Genomic DNA, 24,503 nt, shown 5'->3' on the forward strand with positions numbered 1-24,503 from the left:
GGCCGCAAAACGAGATACCGGCGATCACCACCACCATCAGCCAGATCTTGAAGGGGTTGAAGGCGTCGAGGGGGCCCATCTCCTCGTTTGGGAGCACCGGCAGCAGCACCAGCGAGATAAGCAGAAAGCGCAGGGTGGCGTGAAACTCGGTTTCGCTGAGAAACAGCATCCCCTGCTGGATCTGCCCCTTCAAACCCATCAGCAGGGCGGCCAGCACGGCACAGGCCACCGCCTCGCTCGGGCTCAGCAGTACCGACATCAGCCCCAGCAAATAGGTGAGCAGCATGGCTACCGAGCTGGTAAGGCCGAACTCCCCTTGCCAGCGCTGGGCCAGCCAGACCGAAAGGCCGCAACCGATCACCACCGCCAGCAGGCCGAGCAGCGGCAGCCAGGGGCCCAGAGTCGGCAGCAGCAAACCGCAGACCCCGCCGAGCAGGCCGATAAGGCCGTATGTCCGCATCCCGGCGATGCGCTGGTTATCCCCCAGTTGGCGCACCTGCCAGCCCCGCTCCAGTCCGATGATGAGGCCGATGGCCAGCGAGACCAGGGCACCGTTGACGGGTTCTGCATTGATCCACATAACGACTTCCTTTTCGTCATCTGCCTGCCTTGTTCCCATGATGGCACAGCGCTTGAGGTCACAGAGGGGCATGGCTCACAGAGTCTGCGTCTGGCTCCTTGTGGCGTGTTGCTGGCTGCCTGATATGAGCAAAAGAGATAAGCAAAGAGTTATTTCTTTCTTCTCGGCATAACAACTCCGCGGCATGCTGCTCTCAACCCAACGATATGGAGTATCACCATGAAACTGCGAATGACCGCTCTCTCCCTCTTCTCCGTGCTGGCCTTTGGCCAGGCCTACGCCGCGGAAGTGCACCTGCTCAACGTCTCCTACGATCCGACCCGCGAGCTGTTTCAGGAGTACAACTCTGCCTTTGCCAAGGAGTGGAAGGCCAAAACCGGTGACGATGTGGTGGTGAGCCAGTCCCACGGTGGCTCCGGCAAGCAGGCTCGCGCCGTAGTGGACGGGCTGGAAGCTGACGTGGTCTCGCTGGCGCTTGCCTATGACGTCAATGCCGTTGCCAAGCAAGGTCTTATCGCAGCGGATTGGCAGAACCGTCTGGCCAATAATGCAGCGCCCTATACCTCGACCATCGTCTTCCTGGTACGCAAGGGCAATCCCAAGCAAATCAAGGATTGGGGCGACCTGGTGCGCAAGGATGTGGCCATCGTGACGCCCAATCCCAAGACCTCCGGCGGTGCCCGCTGGAACTATCTGGCCGCCTGGGGCTATGCCCTGAAGAAGAGTGGCAATGAAGAGGGGGCCAAGCAGTTTGTCGGCGATCTCTACAAGAACGTGAAGGTGCTGGACTCCGGCGCCCGTGGTGCTACCACCAGCTTTATCGAGCGCGGCCTCGGCGATGTACTGCTGGCATGGGAGAACGAGGCTCTGCTGGTGCTTGGTCAGGCTGGCGCCAGCGACAAGTTCGAGCTGGTGGTGCCATCGGTCTCCATTCTGGCGGAGCCGCCGGTCGCGGTGGTGGACAAGGTCGCCAAGAAGCACGGCACCGAAACGGTGGCCAAGGCTTACCTCGACTACCTCTACTCTGACGAGGGGCAGCACATAGTCGCCAAGTATCACTACCGCCCCAGCAATCCGGCGATCCTGAAAGAGACCGCAGATCAGTTCCCCAAGCTCGCTCTCTTTACGGTCAAGGATATCGAGGGGAACTGGGATAAAGCCCAGAAGAAACACTTCGCTCAGGGCGGTCTGTTTGACCAGATCTACCAACCCGGTGGCTGAGGCAGGTAACTCCGTTTAACCCCTTTGAACTGGCCCCTGTGCCAGCCGATAGGAGCACCAAGATGAACAAGATCCTCCTGGTTCCCGGTCTGCACAACAGTGGGCCGGATCACTGGCAAAGTCGCTGGCACGAGCACTTTCCCTACTGGCAGCGGATGACGGGTCTGCCATGGGAGAAACCGGATCTCACGGTCTGGAGTGCCAAGCTGGCGAGCAAGTTGAGAAGTCGCCGCAGTCGGGTCCATCTGGTGGCCCACTCTTTCGGTGCCCTGACCGCCATCGCGGCAGCCAGATTGCAGCCGGAGAAGGTCGCCTCGCTCTTTCTGGTGGCACCGGCTGATCCGGCCCGTTTCGGGATTGTCGATGAGCGGCTGGAAGGGCCGTTGCAAGTCTCCGCCCAGCTGGTGGCCAGTCGTAACGATCCCTGGATGAGCTTCGAGCGGGCCGAATACTGGAGTCGCCAGTGGCAGGTGCCCCTGTTCGACGCCGGCAACGCGGGCCATATCAATGCCCAGTCCGGCCATGGCGACTGGCATCAGGGGTTGGAGCTGCTTGGCTCACTCTATCGCCGGGCCGAGCTGGTGGTTGCTCCGCAAGCGGCTTCGGCTATCAGAACTGTTGTTGTCTCTGCCATCGGCCCTTAACCAATGGCGGGATATGTTATCGGGTGAGCTGTTGCGAACCCTGCTCTTTGAATGTTGCGCTCCGTATTGCTCCATTTCTTAGGTCTTTTATTTATATAAAAGACCTTTTTTTATTTGGATCGCTCTAAAAGCCTTGTCCCACCGTTGTTAGACAAAAAAGTAATTAGCAAAGTCGCAAATGGTGTTTGTTGCTTAAAAGGAGAGTAAGCAGAATCGCTACATCTGATGTTTTTCATAACAAATGGAATCGTTATGCGATTTGGTTCTTACTCAGTCCTGCCGGGATTTGGTCCGACCCTCGGCTTTACTCTGCTCTATCTGGGCGTGCTGGTGCTGTTGCCGCTCTCGGCGCTGGTGCTGTTTGCCGCGAACAACCTAACTGCTGCCGAGTTTTGGCAGGTGATAGGTTCACCCCGGGTGCTAGCCTCCTTTCGCCTGAGCTTCGGTGCGGCCTTTGTCGCGGCGCTGCTCAACAGCCTGTTTGGCCTGATCCTAGCCTGGATCCTGGTGCGCTACACCTTCCCCGGTCGTCGACTGGTGGATGCGTTGATCGACCTGCCATTTGCCATGCCGACCGCTGTTTCCGGCATCGCCCTGTGCGCCATCTTCGCCCCCAACGGTTGGATCGGCCAGCTGCTTGCGCCGCTCGGCATCCAGCTCGCCTACAACCCTATCGGTGTCGTTATCGCCCTCACCTTTATCGGGTTGCCTTTTGTGGTGCGCACCCTGCAGCCGGTGCTGCGAGAGGCTGAGAGCGAACAGGAGGAGGCCGCCGCCAGCCTAGGCGCCGATCGCTGGCAGACCTTTATCCACGTGCTCTGGCCGACCCTGATCCCGGCCCTGCTCACCGGTTTTGCGCTGGCGTTTGCCCGTGCAGTGGGGGAGTACGGTTCGGTCATCTTTATCGCCGGCAACCTGCCGATGGTCTCGGAAATCGCGCCGCTAATGATCATGAGCCATCTGGAGGAGTACGACTATGCCGGCGCCTCTGCCATTGCCGTGGTGATGCTGCTGATCTCATTCATTTTGTTATTGCTAATCAACAAGTTGCAGGCCTGGAGCTGGTCTCGTATCGGAGGGAGCCGGATATGAACGCATCGACACTCGCCCTTGAAGTCGCCCCTGTGGAGGTTGCTCCCATGCGCAAGGCTCCGACCGTGATCCGCGAGCCCCAGTGGGTCAAGTGGCTGCTCATCACAGTTGGTCTCGGTTGGTTTGCCGCCCTGCTGCTGCTGCCGCTGGCCACTGTCTTTATTCAGGCGCTGAGCCCGGGGCTGGCTTTTTTCTGGCACGCCATCAGCGAGCCGGATGCCCTGAGTGCCCTTGGCCTCACAGCGTTGGTGACCCTCTGCGCCGTTCCACTCAATCTGCTGTTCGGGATTGCTGCAGCCTGGGCCATCGCCCGTTTCCGCTTTCCCGGTCGGCAGCTGCTCATCACCATTATCGATCTGCCGTTTTCGGTGTCGCCGGTGATCGCCGGTCTGATGCTGGTGCTGCTGTTTGGCAGCCGTGGCTGGTTTGGCGACTGGCTGAGTGAACACGACATCAAAATCATCTTCGCGACGCCGGGGATCATCCTGGCCACCACCTTCATTACCGTGCCCTTCGTGGTGCGCGAGCTGCTGCCCCAGATGGAGGCGCGCGGCCCGGAAGAGGAGGAGGCGGCCATCATGCTGGGGGCGAGCGGTCTGCAGATGTTCTGGCGCGTCACCCTGCCCGGCATTCGCTGGAGCCTGATGTATGGCCTGCTGCTCTGTACCGCTCGCGCTGTGGGGGAGTTTGGCGCCGTGTCGGTGGTTTCCGGCCATATTCGCGGCCAGACCAACACCCTGCCGCTGCATATCGAGATCCTCTACAACGAGTACCAGACCGGCGCAGCCTTTGCAGTGGCCAGCCTCTTGGCTCTGTTCGGGATCTTCACCCTGCTCGGGGAAACCCTGTTGGCCCGGCTGCGTGCCCAGCCCACCAAATCTCACTGATCACCGTTTTAAAGAGGCAGCCATGAGCATTCAGGTTCAACAACTCAACAAGCATTTCAATCAGTACGCGGCGCTGGCAGACATCAACCTCGACTTTCACGACGGTGAGCTGGTGGCGCTGCTCGGCCCCTCCGGCTGTGGTAAGACCACTCTGCTGCGGATCATCGCCGGGCTGGAGCAGGCCGACAGTGGCAGCGTCATCATCCGCGGTGAGGACGCCTCGGATCTCCATGTGCGCGAGCGCAACGTCGGCTTCGTGTTCCAGCACTACGCCCTGTTTCGCCACATGACGGTATTCGAGAACGTGGCGTTTGGCCTGCGGGTCAAACCGCGCAGTGAGCGCCCGGCCGAGGCGGCCATTCGCGCCCGGGTCAAGGAGCTGCTGGATCTGGTGCAGCTCAGCCACGTGGCCGAGCGCTATCCGACCCAGCTCTCCGGCGGCCAGCGTCAGCGGGTCGCGCTGGCCCGCGCGCTGGCGGTGCAGCCCAAGGTACTGCTCTTGGACGAGCCCTTCGGCGCCCTCGATGCCCAGGTGCGCAAGGAGCTGCGCCGCTGGCTGCGCGAGCTGCACGACGAGCTGCACGTCACCAGCCTGTTCGTCACCCACGATCAGGAGGAGGCGCTGGAGGTAGCAGATCGGGTGGTGCTGATGAACGCCGGACGGGTCGAGCAGATCGGCACCCCGGCCGAGGTTTATGACCAGCCCGCCAGCTCCTTTGTCCACAGCTTCCTCGGCAGTGTGAACCAGTTCCACGGTCGGGTGGCGGAGCAGGGATTCGGTGTTGGCGAGCAGCTGCTCGGCGGGCCGTCGGCTTCTCATCTGGCCCACGGCAGTGCCGCCATAGCCTATGTTCGTCCCCATGAGCTGGAGATCTTGCCAGCCGATGCGCCGGGCGGGATCCGTGCCACCATCACCCGCCTGCTGCCCATGGGGCCACGCATTCGGGTGGAGCTGCGCGGTGACGGTGAGACCAAAGGGGCTCACTATGAGGCTGAGCTGACCAAAGAGGCGGCCAAACTGTTTGCCCCGGGACAGGGGGTGAAGCTGGTGGCCAGACAGGCTCAGTTCTATCCCGATTACCAGATTTGATGTTGTGTTGCGGGTGGCATGGCCACCCGGGTTCAGGCGCTCAGCCGGGGCATGATCCGGCCAAATAACAAAAATGAGGGGGGTGACCAAGTTGTGTCGCCCACTCTTCGCAGGAGGCGACAAGGTGAATTTTCAGCAGTTACGAATTATCCGGGAGGCAGCGCGGCGGGATTACAACCTGACCGAGGTGGCCAACGCCCTTTTTACCTCGCAATCCGGGGTGAGTCGTCATATCCGCGAGTTGGAAGAGGAGCTGGGGATAGAGCTGTTCATCCGTTATGGCAAGCGGCTGCTCGGGATGACCGAGCCTGGCAAGGAGCTGCTGGTGATTGCCGAGCGTATCCTCAATGACGCCAACAACATCCGCAAACTGGCCAGCACCTTTGCCAACCGTGACTCGGGCCGATTGCTGGTGGCGACCACCCATACCCAGGCGCGCTATGCCCTGCCGCGGGTGGTGAAGGCGTTTCGCGAGCAGTTCCCGCTGGTACAGCTGGAGCTGCGTCAGGGCAGCCCGGAGGAGATAGTGCGGCTGGTGCAGACCGGCGAGGTGGATATCGGCATCAGCAGCGAGCAGCTCGACAAGAGCGAAGGGGTCGTGGCATTTCCCTACTACCGCTGGCACCACAATATCGTGGTGCCCGAGCAACATCCGCTGGTTGGCGAGCGGGATCTGACGCTGGCGGCGCTGGCCAACTGGCCCATTGTCACCTATCAAGCCGGGTTGACCGGGCGGGTGCGGGTGGATGAAGCATTTGCTGCGGCTGGCATTGAACCGCAGATCCTGCTGACGGCGCAGGACTCCGATGTCATCAAGACCTATGTCGAGCTGGAGATGGGGGTCGGCATACTGGCCGACATGGCGTTCGACGCGCTGCGGGATCAGGGGCTGGTGCAGCTCGATGGCAGCCATCTGTTTGCCCCCCACACTGCCTGGATCGGCCTCAAGCAGGGGCAGTTCCAGCACAACTTTGCCTGGCAGTTTATCCAGCTCTGCAACCCCGAGTTGGCACTGGCGGATATTCAGGCCCGCGCCATGGGCAGTGAGCCCGCCATCGACTTCCAGATTTGAATCGGAAGATAAGACCAGAAGGGGAGCCAATGGCTCCCCTTCTTTATTGCTGGCAGATGAGATTGCCAGCGAAAACAGACGGCTTCATATGAATTTTTTCACTTAGGTTTTCCAGTTAATTTTGTTTGTTATCCGGTACTTGGGTTGCAGGATGGAATAAGTGACTGACCAAAGTCGATCCATTCAGGATAAAGCATGCCGTATAGCTACCTATCACATCTGCGTTGCAGCAAGAGTGGCGAGATCCATGATGCCGACCAGCCCTGGCAACTGAGCCGGGCAGGTGCACCACTGCTGGCCAGCTACGATCTCGATGCGCTGAAGCGAGCCTGGCATCCGGCGGCATTGTCGGGTCGCCCGGCCAGCCTGTGGCGTTATCACGAGTTGCTGCCGGTGCGTGATCCCGCCCACGTTGTGACGTTGGGAGAGGGGCTTACCCCGCTGCTACGGCTACCCACGCTGGGCAAGCAGATCGGTATTCCGGATCTCTGGATGAAAGACGAGAGCGTCATCCCCACCGGCTCCTTCAAGGCCCGTGGCGCGGCGGTGGGTATCTCCCGCGCGCGTGAACTCGGCGTTACTCACTTCGCCATGCCGACCAACGGCAACGCAGGGGCTGCATGGGCGCTCTACGGTGCCCGTGCCGGACTGCGCAGCACCATCGTTATGCCGCAGGCGGCCCCCGCCATCACCCGACTGGAGACCTCCCTCGCCGGTTCCCGCCTCTATCTGGTGGATGGCCTGATCAGCGATGCCGGTCGCCAGGTGGCACAGGCGGTGGCGGAGCACTCCCTGTTTGATGCCTCCACCCTGAAGGAGCCCTACCGGATTGAGGGCAATAAGACCATGGGGCTGGAGATTGCCGAACAGCTGGGCTGGACCTTGCCGGATGTGATCCTCTATCCCACCGGTGGCGGGGTCGGCCTTATCGGTATCTACAAGGGGCTGCGCGAACTGCAGGAGTTGGGCTGGGTCAAGGGGGAGCTGCCCCGGCTGGTGGCCGTGCAGGCGAGCGGTTGCGCGCCCATCGTACAGGCGTGGCAACAGAGAGCCGCCGAGTCGAGCTTCTGGCCCGACTCCCGGACGCTGGCATTTGGCATCAATGTGCCCAAGGCGCTGGGGGATGTTCTGGTGCTGGACGCCCTCTATCGCACCGAGGGTTGCGCCATCGCGGTGGATGACAAGGCCATCCAGAGCGAGATCCGCCTGCTTGCCTCTCACGAAGGGAGCTTTGTCTGCCCGGAAGGGGCCGCCGCGTTTGCTGCCGCTCGCCAACTGCGCGAGGCGGGCTGGATCCGGGAGCAGGAGCAGGTTGTCGTGCTCAATACCGGTGCCGGCATCAAGTATCCGGATGCGATCACTGTGCTGCCCCAGCGTCTGCAGCGTGACGGGAGGATCCCGGCATGAATCTGGATCTGCCCTTCATCCTCACGACGTTGCCCGCTTTCGGCAAGGCGGTCTGGGTCACCTTGCAGCTGGGAACCATAGTGATCCTCACTTCGCTGGCGGTCGCCCTGCTCAACGTCGCCCTGTTGAGCCTGCACAAGCGGCCGCTCAGCGCCCTGATCCGCGGGTATGTCGAGCTGGCCCGCAACACGCCGCTACTGATCCAGCTCTTCTTTCTCTACTTCGGACTGCCTGCGCTCGGCTTGTCGCTCTCCGGGTTTACCACTGCGGTGATTGCCATGACCTTCCTCGGTGGTGGTTATCTGACCGAAGCGCTGCGTGCAGGCATTCAGGCGGTGCCCGCCAGTCAGCTGGAGGCTGGCCGAGCCATCGGCCTCTCTCGCTGGCAACTGCTGCGCTACGTGCAACTGCCCCAGGCCTGGCTCGCCACTCTGCCCGCGCTGTTTGCCAACTTCATCTTCCTGCTCAAGGAGACGACGGTGGCTTCGGCAGTGGCGGTGCCAGAGCTGCTCTACACCACCAAGAATTACATCGCCCTCTACTACAAGACCTACGAGATGCTGGCGGTGCTGACCTTGATGTGCGTGCTGATTTTTCTGCCGCTCTCCCTCGCTCTGCGAGTCGTTGAAAGGAGGCTGCAACATGGTCAGTTCGGTCACTGAGCAGCTAACACAAGCACTGCCACTGCTGGCGGTGGGCGCAGGCCAGACCCTCGCCATCTCACTGCTGGCTATCCTGTTTGCCACCCTCGGCGGCGTCGCTTACGGCGTGCTGGCGCAACAGGGCGGTCGGTTGGTGCGGGGACTGCTGCGCTGCTATCTCGAGCTGTTTCGGGTGGTGCCTGTGCTGGTGTGGCTCTATCTCTTTTTCTTCGGGTTGCCGATCTTTTTCGGCCTCGATATTCCGGCCTTCTGGTGCGCCGTGCTGGTACTCGCCCTCTGGGGCGCCAGCGAGGTGGGGGAGGTGGTGCGCGGTGGCCTCAAGTCCCTCGCCCGTGGTCAGCAGGAGGCCGGGTTGGCGCTCGGGCTCTCGACCTGGCAGCTCTATCGCCATGTGTTGCTGCCGCAGGCGTTGCAGCGGCTGACGCCGCCGACCATCAACATCTACACCCGCATCATCAAGACCAGTTCGCTGGCGGTGCTGATCGGGGTGGTGGAGGTGATCAAGGTGGGCCAGCAGATCATCGAGCGCACCTATGGTTCGCTGCTTATTTACGGTCTGCTGTTCCTGTTCTTTTTCCTGGTCTGCTATCCGCTCTCGCTCGCCTCGCGCCGGCTGGAGCAACAATGGGGTAATGCGGTATGACACCTCTGCTTGAGCTCAATGCTGTCAGCAAACAATTCGGCCAAAACCGGGTACTGGATGAGGTCAGCCTCACGGTGAACGCAGGAGAAGTGATCGTCATCCTGGGGCCGAGCGGCTGCGGCAAGAGCACCCTGCTGCGCACTCTCAACGGGCTCGAGCCCATTCAGGGGGGCGAGATCCGCTTTGATGGCGTGCTGCTGGATGGTGCCACCGACTGGCAACGGGTACGCCAGCGGATCGGCATGGTGTTCCAGAGCTATCACCTCTTCCCCAACCTGACGGTGCTGGAAAATGTGCTGCTCGGCCCTCTGCAAGTACAGAAGCGGGAGCGGCAGGAGGCCCTGCTGCAGGCGGAACAGCTGCTGACCCGCATCGGCCTGTGGGAGCGGCGCCACGACTATCCGCGCCAACTCTCCGGCGGCCAGCAGCAGCGGATCGCCATCGTGCGGGCGCTGTGCATGAACCCGCAGGTGATGCTGTTTGACGAGGTGACCGCGGCCCTCGACCCCGAGATGGTGCAGGAGGTGCTGGAGGTGATCCGCGATCTCGCCGGCAGCGGCATGACCCTGCTCATTGTCACCCATGAGCTGGCCTTCGCCCGGGCGGTGGCGGATCGCATCGTCTTCATGGATGGCGGCCACATTCTGGAGCAGGCCGCCCCCCACCAATTTTTCGACAATCCCAGGAGCCAGCGTGCCCGCCAGTTCCTCGCCAAGTTTTCTTATACAAATGTCATCAAACGAAAGGAGTCAGCATGAAAAAAATCACCTCGGTTCTGTTCAGTGCCTTATTGGGACTGGGTATCGCCAGCGGCGCTGCCCATGCGGCGGACGGTTCTCTCGACAAGATCAAGGCGCGGGACAAGCTCATCGTCGGCGTTTTCACCGACAAACCGCCGTTTGGCTACGTGGACGAGAAGGGCAACTACGTCGGTTTTGATACCGACCTCGGCCGCCGCTTCGCCAAGGATCTGTTGGGGGATGAGAACAAGATCGAGTTCGTGGCGGTGGAGCCAGCCAGTCGAATCCCCTTCCTGCAGAGCGACAAGGTGGATCTGATCCTCGCCAATATGACGGTGACCCCGGAGCGGCGCGAGGTGGTGGATTTCACCAACCCGAACCTGCGAGTGGCGGTACAGGTGCTGGTGCCGGAAGGGAGCCCGGCCAAGAAACTGGATGATCTGGCCAGCAAGACCCTGATCGTTACCACCGGCACCACGGCCGACATCTGGCTGACTCGCAACCATCCGGAGTGGAAGGTGCTCAAGTTCGAGAAGAATACCGAATCTTTGCAGGCGTTGGCGCAGGGCCGTGGCGACGCCTATGCCCAGGACAACCTGGTACTGTTCAGCTGGGCCAAGGAGAACCCGGGCTATCGGGTACTGCCCGAAAAACTGGGCTCGGAAGATCCGATCGCCCCGGCGGTGAAGAAGGGCAATATCGAGCTGCGTGACTGGGTCAACGACCGTCTCGCCAAGCTGGGGGAAGAGAAGTACCTGCTGAAACTCTATGACCAGTATGTGCGTGACAAGCTGAGCCCTGATACCGATCCGAATGATGTCATCGTCGAAGGAGGAAAATGGCAGGGTTAATGGACCAACCCTGTTTCGAAGAGTGTGTTGAGTGTGTGAAGTAAGTGAAGTAAGTGAAGTAAGTGAAGAGTGAGGTCTTGGTTCCGTTGGTATGCAAACCGTAAGGTTTGATTTTTCCGGGCGTCCCCTGCTAGAGAGGACGCCCTTTTTTATGTGCCCAAGCGTGGATTAGTGCACTTCATCCCACGCCATCTGCCAGTGGGAGCCGATGCCCGGCTCGTACTGGGTAGCGGTGGTGGTCCACTGCTGGCAGTAGCCGCTGTAGGGGAAGGGCTTGCACTGATAGACCTTGCCATTTTTCGGCTGCTGCACCTTGGTGCCGGCGGCATAGGATTTGAGCGAGTTCGGGAAGACGAAGTCGTATTCGCCGCTGCTCTGCTCCTTGAACATCAGATCCATGGTCTGCTGGATGGTCTCGCCACCCGCTTTCGGGGTGGCCTTGATCACCAGCTGGTGGTGACCTGCCTTGAGCCCTTCCAGCGCCATGGTGAAGGTGTGGCTGCTCTCCTTGATGTCGGCACTGCTTTCACCCTTGGCAACGCCGCCATGGTCATAAAGGGTGTTGGTGACGGCCAGATCGCCCTGCGCGGTGACGGTGAAATCGAGGGTTGCCTTGCCGTTGTCCAGCACATAGTCGCTGGCCAGACCGCTGACGCTGATGCTGTCCACCACCGGCGGTTGCAGCTGTTGCAGGTCAATCTCGACCCGTTCCAGCTTGCTGTCTCGCTTCAGATAGACGGGGTTCATACCGTAGACCGGATTGAACTGGCCATCGGCTCCTTGCTGGCCGGCGTGGATCAGGCTCTGCTCGGCGTTGATCTTGCTGGCGAGTGCGTGGGCCCAGCTGTTCTTCTGGCCCTGCTCGGCTGTGGTTATGGTCAGCACGGTCTGCAACTCGGGGCGCTCGCCGTTGGCATCGAATACCCGGGTCATCGCCTTGTCACCCACCGCGAGGTCGATGGAGGGGTAGATGGTGCCTGCCTGGCTCCACTCCAGCGGCGGCTGGCTGCCATCTTTGAACTTGGCATCGATGATGTTGTAGAAGCTGTTGCTGGTGTCGCCTACTTCCCACACGCCGAGGATCACTTGATAACCGGTGCGCTCCGGCAGGATACAGTTGTGGGTTACCTGCTTGGGCGGCTGCACCATGTTGCCGTCGATGACGCAGAAGGGGGTCAGGTCGAACGAGGCGCGGGTGAGCGGCTGGTTGGGGTTCCAGTCCTGCTTGGTGAGGTAGTAGCGCCAGTTGCGGGTGACGTGGTTGGCGGTGAAGGTCCAGCTGATGGCGAAGGGGCCTGCCTGCACGTCACGCTTGGTCCAGCGATCGCTGGTCTGGATGTTCAGCTCGCTCCAGCGCGGGCTGCCCGCCGAAGCGATTTGACCATCCTGCGGGCCGGTTTGCGGGAAGCCTGAGGGGCCCTCCACGCTCTGGGGCTCCCACTGCACGCCGCCACACTGGCTGTTGCCGCCGGTTTTGCACAGGTAGTTGCGGCTCTCGGGCTGGCTGATGTAGCCATGAGCCAGGGCGCTGCCGCTGGTCAGCAGTGCCAGCACCGCTGCGATGTGATTGAGTTGGATTTTTGCTGCCATACATTCCTCTGTTCGATAGATGTGGGCAGTCAGTTGGCCGGGGAGTTCCCCGATGCACACTTGCGTGTGGCAACCCCGCTATCCTGGACAAAACGTCTGTAGACCGGAGGCTTTGCGTCCCGACCTTTCGGTCAGTTTGCCAAATGACTAGATGGTTACTGATGGGCCAAATGTTTGGCCATCAGCATTGTGTACCGCATTGATTAATTATTTGAAGTTAAATGTTTAAATGCACCGTTCAACGGCACATGAATCATTCTAACTGACTGTTTTTAAATTGTTATCTTATTTATGAATGGCGTCGAATGCCGTTGAATATGCCGATAAGGTGCATGCTTCTTGCGTGTTGTCGGCGTAAAAAAACCTGCCAGCTGAGCTGGCAGGTTGGGTGACAAGGCGACACGGGTTGACGCCATCAATGACGGGCGCGCTGCTCGCCGGAGGGGGGAGATACGGGGGCCATCATCGGCGCAGTGGAGGACTCCTTGCCCAGTTTGAACACCGCAAGCCGCTCATCCAGGCTGCGGGAGAGACCGGCCAGCAGCTCGCTCTCCTGCGCCAGTTGCGATGCCGACTGTGACATTTCCAGCGCCGAGTCGTTGATGCCGCTGACGTTGCGGTTCATATCCTCCGCCACCATGCTCTGCTGCTCGGCGGCGGTGGCGATCTGGGTCGCCATGTCGCTCACATGCTGGATGTGGTTGACGATCAGGGTGAGATCCTGGCCCGCCTGTTGGGATTGATCGACGCTGCTCTCCGCCAGCTTGCGGCTGGCATCCATGGCATTGGCAGCGCTAACTGCACGTTGTTGCAACTGGGCAATGGTGCTCTGGATCTCCTCGGTGGACTGGCGAGTGCGGCTGGCCAGTTGGCGCACCTCGTCGGCTACCACGGCAAAACCACGGCCCTGCTCGCCGGCGCGGGCTGCCTCGATGGCGGCGTTGAGGGCCAGCAGGTTGGTCTGATCCGAGATGGCACTGATGACAGCCGTCACCTCGCCGATCTGCATGACCCCCTCTTTCAGCTGATTGACCTGTTGGGTCGCCTGCTCCACTTCGCTGGCGAGCGCCTTGATACCGTTCACGCTGGCGTGCACATCCCGGTTGCCGAGGCCGGCCTCGCCGGTTGCTTCCTGGGTGTCGCGCGCTGTGTTCTCGGCATGGCCCGCTACGTCAGAGATGGTGGTACTCATCTCGTTCATCGCGGTGGCGAGCTGGGCCAGCTGATCCCGCTGGTTGGTGACCGCCTGATTGGTCTGCTCGGCGGAGGCGGCGATGCGCAGAGCGGCATCGGCCACGTTGCGGGCCCCCTGGCTTGCCTCCAGCAGCGCGTGGCGGATGGCATCGAGACTCTGGTTGGTGCAGCGTGCCACCATGCCCAGCTCATCCTTGCCCTGCACCGGAATGGTAACCACCAGATCGCCCCTGGCGACCCGCTGCATGGCGTGATTGATCTGGTTGAGCGGGGAGACGATGGAGCGGGTGATGCGCCAGCCCAGCAGTCCCATCAGCACAATGACGATGGCGGTGGCACTGCCCATCTTCATGTATTGGGCCCATATGGTCTGGTGGATGTCCTGCAGCAGCATGCCGGTGCCGAGGATCCAGCCCCAGGGTTGATAGCCAGAGACCATGGAGAGCTTGTCAGCGGTTTCCCCGGACGGGCCGGTCCAGATATATTGCAGGGTTCCCTGCTTGCCACCACGGGCGATGTCGACCATCTGGAACCAGAACTGCCCTGCGGTGGCGCCCGAACCTTCTCCCATGGTCTGGCCGACCAGCTCGGGCCGGATGGGATGCACCAGCATCTTGCGGCTCTCATCGATGACGAACAAATAGTTGTTGCCATCAAAGCGCATGTTGGTCAGCAGCTTGCGCGCTTCCTGCTGTGCCTGCTCTGCCGGCAGGGTGCTGGCCAGAAACTGGATCTGGCTCATGGCCTGTCCCAGCACGGCATTGAGTCGCGCTTCCCGTTCACTCATCAGATTGCGCTGGAGTGCGTTGGCGGAGATGAGCAGCAGTGACACGAAACCGACAAATGCAAGTGTGAGCAGCAAGATCAATTTGCGGCTCACGGTGATATCACCGAGCTTGAACATGACTAAACCCTCGTTATCCCGTTGATGTTATGGTGGCTCGATACAGCGGTAGCCTCTATCTCTCTTGCTCAATTGCTCATTTAACAATTCATTTACTTTCAGTGGCTTGGCGAGCCTCTTTAAATGAGCGTTTTAACATCAGTATAGTCAGCAGAGGTTACTGCCCGCTTTCGGGTAACATGCTGAAAAGGGTTTCTTCGCTCAATTTGCCGAAAAATGTGAATAGCTTGGCATTTCACCAACCAGAATAGGGGCCATCCGGAGCGCTCCTGCGACAAGAGGGAATTTATGAGTTCGATTGCCAGAGAGTATTTTGACCAGCTCAATCGCGACTATCTGCAGGCTCACAGATGCAAGGAGGATCTGTTCTGGGCCACCTACATGGGCACCAGCGACGATCAGGCCGGGTTTACCGCAGCCGAGCAGGCCTACAAGGCCTTTTGCGCCAATCCGGAGCGGTTGCCGGAACTGCGCAAGATGTACGCCCTTGCCGAAGATGAGGAGTTAAAACGGGGTCTGGCGGGCTGGATCGCCTTCTTCGAGTGCAACGTTATCGAGGATCCCGCTGCCGCCGCTCTGATGGACCAGCTGGTGGCCGCCGAGGCGGATCTGTTTGCCCGCCGCAAAGGGCTGAAACTGACCCTGCTGGATGAGCAGGGCCAGCAGGTGGCTGGCAGCCTGCCTGCCGCCAGCACCTCGTTGGCCGCCAGCCCGAACGAGGCTGTGCGCCAAAGCGCCATCGCCATGTTCCACATCCTGGAGCAGTGGGTGGTCGGCAACGGTTTTCTCGAGGTGGTGGCGCTGCGCAACCGCTTTGCCCACGCCATGGGCTATCGCGACTACTTCGCCTACAAGGTGCGCAAGAACGAACAGATGAGCCCGGATCAGCTGTTCGCCATCCTCGATGACTTCATTGTCCGCACCGATGCCCGGCTGCAGCAAAGCCTCGTCGAGCTGAAAGCGGTGAAGGGGGAGGCGGCCCTGTTGCCCCACAACCTGCGTTACTTCGTCAGTGGCGACGTGACCCGCCAGCTCGACCCCTATGTGCCCTTCTTGCGGGCGCTGCGGGACTGGGTCGAGAGCTTCCGCCGACTTGGCATCCAGTATCGCGGTGCAACCCTGACGCTGGACTTGCTGACCCGGGAGGGGAAATACGAGAACGGCTTCTGCCACGGCCCGGTGCCGAGCTTCTTCCAGAAAGGGGAGTGGGTGCCTGCGGTGGTCAACTTCACCAGCCTCGCCAATCCGGTGCAGGTGGGCAGCGGCTGGAGCGGCCTCAACACCCTGTTTCATGAGGGGGGCCACGCTGCGCACTTTGCCAATGTCACCGGCAACGCGCCCTGTTTCTCCCAAGAGTTCCCGCCCACGTCGATGGCCTATGCCGAGACCCAGTCGATGTTCTGCGACAGCTTGCTGGACGATGCCGACTGGCTCAAACGCTACGCCAGAAATGCGGCAGGAGAGTCGATCCCAGATGCGCTTATCAAGGAAATGATCGAAGCGCGTCAGCCGTTTCGCGCTTTTAACGAACGCCAGATCGCGCTGGTGGCCTACTTCGAGCGAGATCTCTACGCAATGGATGAGGCTGAACGCACCCCCGAGGCGGTGCTGGCGCTGGCCCGCAAGTGGGAGCGCAAGATCCTCGGGGTAGAGAGCCCGCGCCCGTTGCTGGCCATTCCGCACCTCCTTAATCAGGAGTCGGCCTGCGCCTATCACGGCTACCTGCTGGCGCTGATGGCGGTGGAGCAGACCCGCGCTTACTTCCTCAAGCGCGATGGCTACCTCACCGACAACCCGCGTATCGGGCCGGATCTGGCCGCCCACTACTGGGGGCCGGGCAACGGCATGACCCACGATGAGACTTTGCGCAGCCTGACTGGCGAGGGGTTCAGCGCAGTGCCGCTGGCCGAGGCGTGCAACTTGAGCGCCGCCGAAGCGTGGCAACAGGCGCAAGCCTGCATGGCCGCCGCTCAGCAGCGTCCCGCGGCTGGCGAGGGACGCCCGCTCGATGCCCATATCCGGGTGGTACACGGCGCCGAGATCATCGCCGACAACAGTGAGTCGGAAACCCGTATGCTGGCCGATTTCGAGGCGTGGATCCTGAGCCACAGCGCACGAGCCCCAGTTGCGTAAGCTGGAATGCTCCCGGTTCTTGAGCCGGGGGCACTCTTGGCGTGGTTCTGATGTATGTTCGCGGCGATGGCTGGTGCGGCTGTAGAAATGTTGGCGACACAGACTGTCGCATGATGGTTTTGGTATGCGGATTCCAGATTAAATATGTATTCATATGAATAAGCCTGTGCAGAGTAGGCCACAAGCTCATGGAACCTTATCGCCTCGCGTTTTTGTTTATTTTGTTAATAATGTTTTCTGTAGTTATCTTTGTGCATAAAGATTGTTCTATTCACCCGCCTGAGAACCATTCCCATCTGCCTGTGTTGACTAAATTGTCCACAGTTGCAGAATCGCCCTCCTTGCCACCCCCGATGTGAATCGGGTTCGGAAAGCCTCAGATCTCCGCCCGGAGATGGCTGGGCCGCACATAGGAAAGGTGCTGGCCCACTTGCCCGCCTTTCACCCTCGAAATCAGCACACAAGTCAGGAAGCCCTCTTGCTCGTCAGGCAGGAGCGGACGGGTGTGTATATCCGCATGGCCGTGCAGGGACGATACGACCAGTGTTTGTTATGGGTGGTATGTTGCGAATGAATCGCATCTTTTTGATGTTGGCGCTGCTGCCCCTGCTGGTGTGCGCCAGTGAGGTGGACAGAGTGCGTGAAGCCTGGGTGATCAAGGCCCGGGGTGGAGAGCTGGATGCGGCAGCGCACGGGCTGGATGCTCTCTATCGACAAAGTGGTGATGGCAAGGTGCTCGATGACCTGATTGCCGTGCAGCTGTGGCGGGGTGATCGCAAGGGGGCGCTGGCCGCCTGTGAGCCGTGCGAGCTCAGCCCCATCAGCAACAGTACGCTGGAAGTAGTGGCCCGTGCCGCCCGCGACGAGAAGCGCTACTCTGAGGCGATCAGCTATTACCGCATCCTGCAGGGACGCGATCCCGCCAACCGCAATGGCTGGCTCGGGCTGTTTCTCACCGCCAGTGATCAGGGCAACCGCGAGCTGGCCCGCCACGCTGCGGGTGAATATGAGGCCAACTTTGGCCGCGATCAGGCGATCCTCGAAGCCCGCATCTATGCCGCCCGTCAGGGTGAGGACCCCATGGGCGAGCTGCTGGCTCGCCAGCAGTGGTTGGAGCTGGAACCGGATAATCACGAGCAGGTGCTGGCACTCTATCGGGTAGCCGTGAGTCTGGGGGCGGGGCCTGCCGCTGCGGATCTGATGGGTCGTTACCCCAAGCTGTTCAAACCGGTCGACCGGCTCTGGCTCGACTATTACCAGGCGGTCAATCTGCTGCGGATCTCGGCCCAGACCGAAGATCCGGTGCTGGCCCGCAACTCCCTGACCCGCACGCTTGCGCTGCAAGAGCGGATCCTGGCCCGCGCCCCTCACGATCATGTGCTCTATATCAGTGCCCGTCGCGATGTGGTGGTGACGCTGGTAGCCCTTGGCGATTTTGCCCGGGCCGAACGGGAGTCCGCTACGCTGCAGGCCGAAGGGCCGCTACCCGACTATGTGCTGGAGGCGCGCGCCGATGCACTGGCCGGGCTGGGACGAGTGGATGAGGCTTCCGTGATTTACCAGCAACTGGCGACTCCGGCACGGGCCAAAGACAAGCGCCTGCTGGAGAAGCGCTTCTACGCCTATTCGGATGGCGAGCGCTATGGTGCGGCACAGGGTCTGCTGGCCGGTTGGCAGGAGCTACCGACTCGCTGGGATTTCACCGGCAACATGCGGATGGCCAACGACGACTACGAGAAGGTATTGCAGCTGAAAACTTTGCTGCAGGCCTGGCGTGGTGAGGCGGGCGCCGCCGAGAAACAGCTGGAAGGGTGGCTGCAAACCGCGCCAGCCAACCCTTGGCTCTGGCTGCAACTGGGGGATATCCGCCGCTGGCGGGGTCATCCCGACGGGGCCGAGCAGGCGTATCAGCAGGCGGTGCGCTGGCTGCCTGCCGGTCGCACCGTGCTGGCTGAACCCGGTCGCCTCAATGCCCGGCTCGACAAGGGCGACTGGCAGGGCACGCCGCAGGCAGTGCGCACCCTGGGCAACCTGACCCGGGATCGTCAGGAGCTGCAGCAGCGGCTGACTCTGGAGCAGGCGCCGCAATTTGTCACCGACCTGACCCACGGCCGCAACGAAGGGGGCTCGGTGCAGGCCAGCCGTGACTGGAGCTACGACAGCCGCCTCTACAGTGCTCGCAGCGATGGTGGTGATCGGCTGTTTGTTCGCCGTCAGGGCAGCTTTGGCGAGTTCGACCAGCAGCCCGAGCGCGCCGCCTATACCGGGCTGGGGGCCGAGATCTTTTTCTACCCGCTGCAACTGACGCTGGAGGGGGGCGCGGGCAGCGAGCTCAACCACAAAGGCTATCTGTGGAGTCGCCTCGACTGGCGGCTCGATGATCACTGGACGCTGGGGACTGCCATCAATCTCAACAGTGCCGACACCCCGCTGCGGGCGCTGGCACGCGGCAACTACGCCGATCAATACCAGCTCGATCTGGGCTGGCGTCAGGATGAGACCCGCGAGGGGGCACTGCGGCTGGAGCGGATGGATATCAGCGATGGAAACCGGCGGCTGACCGCCTCCGGCTGGCTGCGTCAGGATCTTTGGCGCCGGGATCGCTGGTGGTTCGATACCACCTTGCGCGGCGCCACCTCCCGCAACGAGGCGGTGGAAGTCGACTACTTCAACCCCCAGCAGGATCGCAATCTGGAGCTGGAGCTGGCGGGGCGCTATCGACTGCCGCTGGATGGGCGTCGCTCTTTGCTGCAGAGCCTGACCATGAGTGGCAACCACTACTGGCAGCAGGGTTATGGCAGCGATCAGGGGTGGCAGCTCAGCTATCGCCACGACTGGATCCTCTCTCCCGCCCTCAGCCTGGGCTATGGCCTGGGCCGTCGTCAGGCCATCTATGACGGCAACCCCGAGTTCGGAAATTTCATCTTCGCCAATCTGCAATGGAGTTTCATGTGATGAGACGCTGGCTTGCTCCTTTCGTTTTGCTGCTTGCACTGCTGCCTTCGCTGACGCAGGCGGCCCGGCAACCCGATGACTATGTGGTGCTCTGCTACCACGATATCATCGATCTGAAATTGACCCCCAACCTCAAGCTCTATCCCCAGACCATCAGGCGCGACACCCTGATCCGCCATTTCAACTGGATCAAGCAGCAGGGCTATCACCCGGTCAGCTTCCAGCAGATCCTGGATGCCAAAGCGGGCAAGGCACCGCTGCCGGAGAAGGCGATCCTGCTCAGCTTCGATGACGGCTACGAGAGCTTCTACCGGCTGGTCTATCCGCTGCTCAAGCTCTACAACTATCCGGCGGTCTTTGCGCTGGTGGGTAGCTGGCTGGATGTGGCCGATGACAAGATGGTCCCGTACGGCAATGACAAGCTGCCACGCAGCTACTTCGTCGGCTGGCCGCAGATCCGCGAGATGCAGGACTCCGGACTGGTGGAGCTGGCCTCTCACACCTTCACCTCCCACTACGGGCTGCTCGCCAACCCGCAGGGCAATGTGCAGCCGGCGGTCACCACCGCAGGCTGGAGCCAGAATGGCTACGAGAGCATGGCCGACTATCGGGCCCGGATAAAAGCCGACTTCGACGCATCGGCCAGTCAGCTCAGGGAGCAGACCGGTCGGGCACCACGGATCCTGGTCTGGCCCTACGGCGCCTTCAACCAGACTGCGCTGGATCTGGCCCGTGCGGCGGGGATGCCCTACACCTTCACCCTGGCGGAAGGGCTCAACAAGCTGAGTGACTCGGGCAGTACGGTGCGCCGCTATCTGCTGGAGGAGGACACCAGCCTCGAAACTCTTGACGAGATCATGGGGGGCAACACCTGGGAGCGGCAGGTGGAGCGCTTGGTGCACGTGGATCTGGACTATGTCTACGACAAGGATCCGCAGCAGATGAACAAGAACATCGACATGCTGCTGGATCGGATCAAGGGCTACGGCATCACCACCGTCTATCTGCAGGCCTATGCCGATGACAACGGCGACGGGGTGGCGGAAGCGCTCTATTTCCCCAACCGTCATATGCCGGTCAAGGCGGATCTCTTCAACCGGGTCGCCTGGCAGCTCAAGACCCGGGCCGGGGTCAAGGTGTTCGCCTGGATGCCGGTGATGGCCTACGACATGGGGCCGAACCACGCCTATGTCACCGACAGTCGTACCGGCGCTCCGGCCAAGGGGCAGTATCTGCGCCTCTCGCCCTGGGATCCTGCCAGTCGTCAGCTGCTGCTGGATATCTACGAGGATCTCGGTTTTTACACCAAGTTCGATGGTCTGCTGTTCCATGACGACGCCTTCCTCAGCGACTACGAGGGGCCGATGCCGCTGGCTCGCACCCCGGATGCGCTGCAGACGCAAGGGGAGCAGAAGACCGATCTGCTGATCGATTTCACCATGGCGCTGCGCGATGCCGCCGCCCGCTACCGGCAGGGGGGCGCCGACGGTCTCAAGACTGCCCGCAACATCTATGCGGCGCTGGTGACCGAGCCGCAATCCCAGCAGTGGTTTGCCCAGAGCATGGCGGCATTTGCCAAGGCCTATGACTACACCGCCGTGATGGCCATGCCGTACATGGAGCAGGCAGAGAATCCCGACGCGTGGCTGGCCAGGCTGGCGGAGGATTCGCTGGCGCAGGTGCCGGCCAATCGACTGGTGTTCGAGCTGCAGAGCCGCAACTGGCGTACCGACCAGCCCATCCCCGATGCCGAGCTGGCGCGCTGGATGGAGATCATCCAGCGCAAGGGGGTGACCAACTTTGGCTACTACCCGGATGATTTTCACAACAACCAGCCGGATCCGGCGGTGCTCAAGCCGGTCTTCTCGGTGCAGACCCAGCCTCAGCCAGCCCAGCTGCCGGCGACGCCGGTCGCAGTCAGTGGCGCTGCAGCCACCCACGGGGAGGCGATGCGGTGAAGGCGCTTCTGGAAGGGATAGCCATCTTTACCCTGGCCTATCCCAGTCTGATGGCCATGGTGTGGGTCTGCGGTGGGCTCTATTACTACTTTCAGTGGGAGCGGCGGGATATCGCGCTGGCCAAGCGGGGGCTGGAGCTCCCCTATTACCCCAGGGTGACGTTAATGGTGCCTTGCTACAACGAGGGGGCCAATGTCGAGGAGACCATCGGCCACCTGCTGCGCCAGCGCTATCCCGATTTCGAGGTGCTGGCCATCAACGACGGCAGCAAGGATGACACAGGCGCGCGGCTGGATCGGCTGGCGCTGCAGGATCCGCGTTTGACGGTGCTCCACCAGCACAATCAGGGCAAGGCGATGGCGCTCAACAACGGGCTGACCGTGGCCAGCGGGGAGATCCTGGTCGGTATCGACGGCGATGCGGTGCTCGACTATGACGCGGTGCGCTGGATGGTGAAGCATTTCATCGAGAGTCCGAGGGTCGGGGCGGTCACCGGCAATCCGCGGGTGCGCACCCGCTCCACCATCATCGGCAAGATCCAGACCGGCGAGTTCAGCTCCATCATCGGCCTCATCAAGCGGGCCCAGCGGATCTACGGCACCGTCTTCACCGTCTCCGGGGTGGTGGTGGCCTTTCGCAAGCAGGCGGTCGAGGCGGTCGGTGGCTGGAGCAATGACATGGTGACCGAGGACATCGACATCAGCTGGAAGCTGCAGCTGGCCGGCTGGCTCATCCACTATCAGCCGCAGGCGCTCTGCTGGGTGCTGATGCCGGAGACGGTACGCGGTCTCTACAAGCAGCGGCTGCGCTGGGCGCAGGGGGGCGCCGAGGTGTTTCTGCGCTACGGGTTGCAGGCGATGCGCTGGCGCAACCGCCGCTTCTGGCTGCTGTTGCTGGAGTATCTCTCCAGTGTTGCCTGGTGCTACAGCATGTTGCTGCTGGCGCTGATCTGGCTGATTGAGCCTGACGTGAGCGGACTGGCGGTGGGTCACCTGTTCCAGTGGACCGGGGTGATGATGACCGCTATCTGCCTGCTGCAGTTCGGGGTCAGCATCCTTATCGACAACCATTACGACAAGCGCATGGCCCGCAGTTTTATCTGGTGTGTCTGGTATCCGCTTATCTACTGGCTGCTCAATCTGGTGACCGTAGTGGTGGCGGTGCCCAAGGCGATCCTGCGTCGCCGTGGCCAGCTGGCTGTGTGGGAGAGTCCTGACAGGGGAGAGTCGTTCCGTGACAAAACATAAGCTGGCGAACGAGATGATCATCAGCAACGGCGCCCGGCGCAGCTGGAAGTACCGGCTGCGGGATCTGCTGATCCTGCTGGTGACCTGGGGGGGCTGGCTGTTTCTGGCGCTGCAACCCTGGTTCAACTATCTGGAGACGGAGGAGGATGAGAGCTTTATCGGTTCGCTGGATGCCATCGAGGTGGGGCAACTGTTTCTGGTCCTGCTGTTCGGCATCTTCCTGCTGATCCACTCCTGGGCGAAATACAACAAGTTGCTGCACCGGCTGGTGGGCAAGCGAGCGGCCTCGAAAGCGCCGTGAGCATGAGGGGCCAGTCGGCCCCTCACTTTTTATCACCGGTCACGGGCTGCGAAGCGGGCGGGGTATCCGGAACGTATTTTCCGGGCCGGTTTGTCATCGTGATGTCGCCGACCCCTCAAAAAATCAGTCGTTTTTCTCCTTATTCTTCATTCATCAATGACTTTATTTCCACAATTTTCACAGATGGCGTGGCGTTCAAAGCGATCCATGTTGGCCAGAAAGGGGCCGGCGGCCCAGCCGGTAATGAAGTCCTTGATAAACGCTTTGCGCTTTTGCTCCGGTGTCAGCTGCTGGCCAAAGGATTTGTCGACCAGCACCACGACATGGTTGGTCTCGCGCTGACAGCTTGAGCAGAAGCGTTGTTCGGTGGATGAAAGCAAGGGGGCTCCTGGTCCGGGGGTGTGGGCAGCAGGTTTCCCGCCGCAGATATGTGTCGTCTCCATTTGATTCCTTTTGCTGGCAGATCGTCAATCACGGCAAAGATGGATTTTGCGCCATCCCCTATGAAAAGAGGCGAGCCAACAAACGAGATCACGAGGGGCCAGTCGGCCCCTCTATTGTTTCCGTTTGTCACACATTGCCACACAAGCTTCCCCCTCTGGCAAAGTCTTGTGACCGGACGGGAGTGTAATGGCGCCATGAGCAGGGGCGAGGCCCTGCCGCGATGGAACCAGGGAGCATGTTATGACGAGTAAACGGGTGTGGTGGCTGTTGCCGCTGCTGGCGGTCGGAGTCTGGTGGCTGGGTTATGCGGGGGATGCCAACGGGGTGTGGCCCTGGCGCCATGAGATGTTGCTGCTGACGGGCCTGCTGGGGATGGCCTATATGGCCATTTCGCTGTTGCTGGCGTTGCGTCTGCCACAGCTGGAGGTGTGGTGTGGCGGTCTGGATCGGATGTTGCGATTGCACCGCCAGACGGCCATCGGCGGCGCATTGGCACTGACCGCTCACTGGCTGCTGGTGGAGGCGCCCAAGTGGGCGGTCTCGGCGGGTTGGCTGACCCGTCCCGCCCGGCGTGGGGCCAACGCTGCCGCAGCTGGGACGGGCGCTGGTGCCGGGAATGGCATCTCGCTCCATGCCCTTGGCAATACCCTGGGGGAGTGGAGTTTCTATCTGCTGATTGCGCTGGTGGTGGTGAGTTTGCTGGCGCTGGTGAGTTATGGCCGCTTTCGACTGATCCACCGGCTGGCGCCACTCATCTATCTGGCGGGCTGGGGGCATGGGCTCTGCCTGTTGCCTCAGGTGGGGGCCATGACGCCTGTTGGGGGGGCGATCTGGTTGATCGGCGGGCTGGGAGCGCTCGGTGCCCTCTACTCTCTGCTGGGGCAAGTG

At 61.4% G+C, this 24,503-nt stretch carries 21 protein-coding genes and 1 riboswitch; of the genes, 17 read left to right on the forward strand and 4 right to left on the reverse strand.

Annotation, left to right across the window (positions count from 1 at the left end; translation table 11 throughout):
* Positions 1-580, reverse strand: a 580-nt coding sequence (locus AACS24_RS05030) for an MgtC/SapB family protein (RefSeq protein WP_258223107.1), incomplete at its 3' end; no start/stop codon positions are given.
* Between the two features lie 219 nt (positions 581-799).
* Between AACS24_RS05030 and AACS24_RS05035 the strand changes: the two genes are divergently transcribed.
* The 11 genes from AACS24_RS05035 (at position 800) to AACS24_RS05085 (ending at position 10,889) form a co-directional block, all read left to right on the forward strand.
* The gene (locus tag AACS24_RS05035; protein ID WP_108572549.1) at positions 800-1,801 is read left to right on the forward strand and encodes a sulfate ABC transporter substrate-binding protein; all 1,002 of its coding nucleotides are present in this window, start codon (positions 800-802) and stop codon (positions 1,799-1,801) included.
* 62 nt (positions 1,802-1,863) lie between these two features.
* Complete coding sequence (locus AACS24_RS05040) at positions 1,864-2,445, forward strand: RBBP9/YdeN family alpha/beta hydrolase (RefSeq protein ID WP_041209034.1); 582 nt, start codon at positions 1,864-1,866, stop codon at positions 2,443-2,445.
* Positions 2,446-2,697: 252 nt separating this feature from the next.
* Positions 2,698-3,537 (forward strand): sulfate ABC transporter permease subunit CysT, encoded by an 840-nt coding sequence (cysT, locus tag AACS24_RS05045; protein ID WP_181364315.1) that lies wholly within the window; start codon positions 2,698-2,700, stop codon positions 3,535-3,537.
* A complete protein-coding gene (cysW, locus tag AACS24_RS05050; RefSeq protein WP_108572551.1) occupies positions 3,534-4,424 on the forward strand; it encodes a sulfate ABC transporter permease subunit CysW in 891 nt (296 codons plus the stop codon). The genes cysT and cysW overlap by 4 nt, the downstream gene beginning before the upstream one ends.
* A 22-nt stretch (positions 4,425-4,446) precedes the next feature.
* Positions 4,447-5,514 carry a sulfate/molybdate ABC transporter ATP-binding protein gene (locus AACS24_RS05055; protein WP_108572552.1) on the forward strand — a complete coding sequence of 356 codons (1,068 nt, stop codon included), beginning with the start codon at positions 4,447-4,449 and terminating at the stop codon, positions 5,512-5,514.
* A gap of 124 nt (positions 5,515-5,638) precedes the next feature.
* On the forward strand, positions 5,639-6,586 hold the full coding sequence (gene cbl / locus AACS24_RS05060) for an HTH-type transcriptional regulator Cbl (protein WP_108572553.1): 948 nt from the start codon (positions 5,639-5,641) through the stop codon (positions 6,584-6,586).
* 195 nt (positions 6,587-6,781) lie between these two features.
* Positions 6,782-7,993 (forward strand): threonine synthase, encoded by a 1,212-nt coding sequence (locus AACS24_RS05065; protein ID WP_108572554.1) that lies wholly within the window; start codon positions 6,782-6,784, stop codon positions 7,991-7,993.
* Positions 7,990-8,655, forward strand: coding sequence for an amino acid ABC transporter permease (locus tag AACS24_RS05070; RefSeq protein WP_108572555.1), 666 nt, complete (start codon positions 7,990-7,992; stop codon positions 8,653-8,655). The genes AACS24_RS05065 and AACS24_RS05070 overlap by 4 nt, the downstream gene beginning before the upstream one ends.
* The gene (locus AACS24_RS05075; protein WP_108572556.1) at positions 8,636-9,298 is read left to right on the forward strand and encodes an amino acid ABC transporter permease; all 663 of its coding nucleotides are present in this window, start codon (positions 8,636-8,638) and stop codon (positions 9,296-9,298) included. The genes AACS24_RS05070 and AACS24_RS05075 overlap by 20 nt, the downstream gene beginning before the upstream one ends.
* The gene (locus tag AACS24_RS05080; protein WP_108572557.1) at positions 9,295-10,056 is read left to right on the forward strand and encodes an amino acid ABC transporter ATP-binding protein; all 762 of its coding nucleotides are present in this window, start codon (positions 9,295-9,297) and stop codon (positions 10,054-10,056) included. Before AACS24_RS05075 ends, AACS24_RS05080 begins: the two co-directional genes overlap by 4 nt.
* Positions 10,053-10,889 carry a transporter substrate-binding domain-containing protein gene (locus AACS24_RS05085; RefSeq protein ID WP_108572558.1) on the forward strand — a complete coding sequence of 279 codons (837 nt, stop codon included), beginning with the start codon at positions 10,053-10,055 and terminating at the stop codon, positions 10,887-10,889. Before AACS24_RS05080 ends, AACS24_RS05085 begins: the two co-directional genes overlap by 4 nt.
* Positions 10,890-11,057: 168 nt before the next feature.
* Here AACS24_RS05085 and gbpA read toward each other — a convergent pair whose 3' ends face one another.
* Together gbpA and AACS24_RS05095 are read right to left on the reverse strand one after the other, a co-directional pair.
* Positions 11,058-12,479, reverse strand: a complete 1,422-nt coding sequence (gene gbpA, locus AACS24_RS05090) for an N-acetylglucosamine-binding protein GbpA (RefSeq protein ID WP_108572559.1) — start codon at positions 12,477-12,479, stop codon at positions 11,058-11,060.
* A 65-nt stretch (positions 12,480-12,544) separates the two neighbouring features.
* Positions 12,545-12,630, reverse strand: a riboswitch (cyclic di-GMP riboswitch).
* Positions 12,631-12,894: 264 nt separating this feature from the next.
* Entirely contained in the window at positions 12,895-14,577 is a 1,683-nt protein-coding gene (locus AACS24_RS05095; protein WP_108572560.1) for a methyl-accepting chemotaxis protein, read from the reverse strand.
* A 288-nt stretch (positions 14,578-14,865) separates the two neighbouring features.
* Here AACS24_RS05095 and AACS24_RS05100 point away from each other — a divergent pair, with 288 nt between their 5' ends.
* The 5 genes from AACS24_RS05100 (at position 14,866) to AACS24_RS05120 (ending at position 23,171) form a co-directional block, all read left to right on the forward strand.
* Positions 14,866-16,710, forward strand: coding sequence for a M3 family metallopeptidase (locus AACS24_RS05100; RefSeq protein ID WP_108572561.1), 1,845 nt, complete (start codon positions 14,866-14,868; stop codon positions 16,708-16,710).
* A 570-nt stretch (positions 16,711-17,280) separates the two neighbouring features.
* Positions 17,281-19,665: a poly-beta-1,6 N-acetyl-D-glucosamine export porin PgaA gene (gene pgaA, locus AACS24_RS05105; RefSeq protein ID WP_258223108.1), complete on the forward strand. Its 2,385-nt coding sequence runs from the start codon at positions 17,281-17,283 to the stop codon at positions 19,663-19,665.
* Positions 19,665-21,623 carry a poly-beta-1,6-N-acetyl-D-glucosamine N-deacetylase PgaB gene (pgaB, locus tag AACS24_RS05110; RefSeq protein WP_108572562.1) on the forward strand — a complete coding sequence of 653 codons (1,959 nt, stop codon included), beginning with the start codon at positions 19,665-19,667 and terminating at the stop codon, positions 21,621-21,623. The genes pgaA and pgaB overlap by 1 nt, the downstream gene beginning before the upstream one ends.
* Complete coding sequence (pgaC, locus tag AACS24_RS05115; RefSeq protein WP_108572563.1) at positions 21,620-22,870, forward strand: poly-beta-1,6-N-acetyl-D-glucosamine synthase; 1,251 nt, start codon at positions 21,620-21,622, stop codon at positions 22,868-22,870. Before pgaB ends, pgaC begins: the two co-directional genes overlap by 4 nt.
* Entirely contained in the window at positions 22,857-23,171 is a 315-nt protein-coding gene (locus AACS24_RS05120; protein ID WP_033114009.1) for a hypothetical protein, read from the forward strand. Before pgaC ends, AACS24_RS05120 begins: the two co-directional genes overlap by 14 nt.
* A gap of 146 nt (positions 23,172-23,317) precedes the next feature.
* Here AACS24_RS05120 and AACS24_RS05125 read toward each other — a convergent pair whose 3' ends face one another.
* The gene (locus AACS24_RS05125; RefSeq protein WP_258223109.1) at positions 23,318-23,614 is read right to left on the reverse strand and encodes a hypothetical protein; all 297 of its coding nucleotides are present in this window, start codon (positions 23,612-23,614) and stop codon (positions 23,318-23,320) included.
* Between the two features lie 241 nt (positions 23,615-23,855).
* Between AACS24_RS05125 and AACS24_RS05130 the strand changes: the two genes are divergently transcribed.
* The coding region (locus AACS24_RS05130) for a ferric reductase-like transmembrane domain-containing protein (RefSeq protein ID WP_181364317.1) at positions 23,856-24,503 on the forward strand (648 nt) is incomplete at its 3' end.

The sequence above is a fragment of the Aeromonas sp. HMWF016 genome (assembly GCF_963878195.1).
GTDB classification, from domain to species: domain Bacteria; phylum Pseudomonadota; class Gammaproteobacteria; order Enterobacterales; family Aeromonadaceae; genus Aeromonas; species Aeromonas lacus.

Excerpts from the sequence above, each read along its gene's own strand:
- AACS24_RS05035 (WP_108572549.1), top strand. The coding sequence starts at position 800 with ATGAAACTGCGAATGACCGCTCTCTCCCTCTTCTCCGTGCTGGCCTTT.
- AACS24_RS05040 (WP_041209034.1), top strand. The coding sequence starts at position 1,864 with ATGAACAAGATCCTCCTGGTTCCCGGTCTGCACAACAGTGGGCCGGAT.
- cysT (WP_181364315.1), top strand. The coding sequence starts at position 2,698 with ATGCGATTTGGTTCTTACTCAGTCCTGCCGGGATTTGGTCCGACCCTC.
- cysW (WP_108572551.1), top strand. The coding sequence starts at position 3,534 with ATGAACGCATCGACACTCGCCCTTGAAGTCGCCCCTGTGGAGGTTGCT.
- AACS24_RS05055 (WP_108572552.1), top strand. The coding sequence starts at position 4,447 with ATGAGCATTCAGGTTCAACAACTCAACAAGCATTTCAATCAGTACGCG.
- AACS24_RS05065 (WP_108572554.1), top strand. The coding sequence starts at position 6,782 with ATGCCGTATAGCTACCTATCACATCTGCGTTGCAGCAAGAGTGGCGAG.
- AACS24_RS05070 (WP_108572555.1), top strand. The coding sequence starts at position 7,990 with ATGAATCTGGATCTGCCCTTCATCCTCACGACGTTGCCCGCTTTCGGC.
- AACS24_RS05075 (WP_108572556.1), top strand. The coding sequence starts at position 8,636 with ATGGTCAGTTCGGTCACTGAGCAGCTAACACAAGCACTGCCACTGCTG.
- AACS24_RS05080 (WP_108572557.1), top strand. The coding sequence starts at position 9,295 with ATGACACCTCTGCTTGAGCTCAATGCTGTCAGCAAACAATTCGGCCAA.
- AACS24_RS05085 (WP_108572558.1), top strand. The coding sequence starts at position 10,053 with ATGAAAAAAATCACCTCGGTTCTGTTCAGTGCCTTATTGGGACTGGGT.
- gbpA (WP_108572559.1), bottom strand. The coding sequence starts at position 12,479 with ATGGCAGCAAAAATCCAACTCAATCACATCGCAGCGGTGCTGGCACTG.
- AACS24_RS05095 (WP_108572560.1), bottom strand. The coding sequence starts at position 14,577 with ATGTTCAAGCTCGGTGATATCACCGTGAGCCGCAAATTGATCTTGCTG.
- AACS24_RS05100 (WP_108572561.1), top strand. The coding sequence starts at position 14,866 with ATGAGTTCGATTGCCAGAGAGTATTTTGACCAGCTCAATCGCGACTAT.
- pgaA (WP_258223108.1), top strand. The coding sequence starts at position 17,281 with ATGAATCGCATCTTTTTGATGTTGGCGCTGCTGCCCCTGCTGGTGTGC.
- pgaB (WP_108572562.1), top strand. The coding sequence starts at position 19,665 with ATGAGACGCTGGCTTGCTCCTTTCGTTTTGCTGCTTGCACTGCTGCCT.
- AACS24_RS05125 (WP_258223109.1), bottom strand. The coding sequence starts at position 23,614 with ATGGAGACGACACATATCTGCGGCGGGAAACCTGCTGCCCACACCCCC.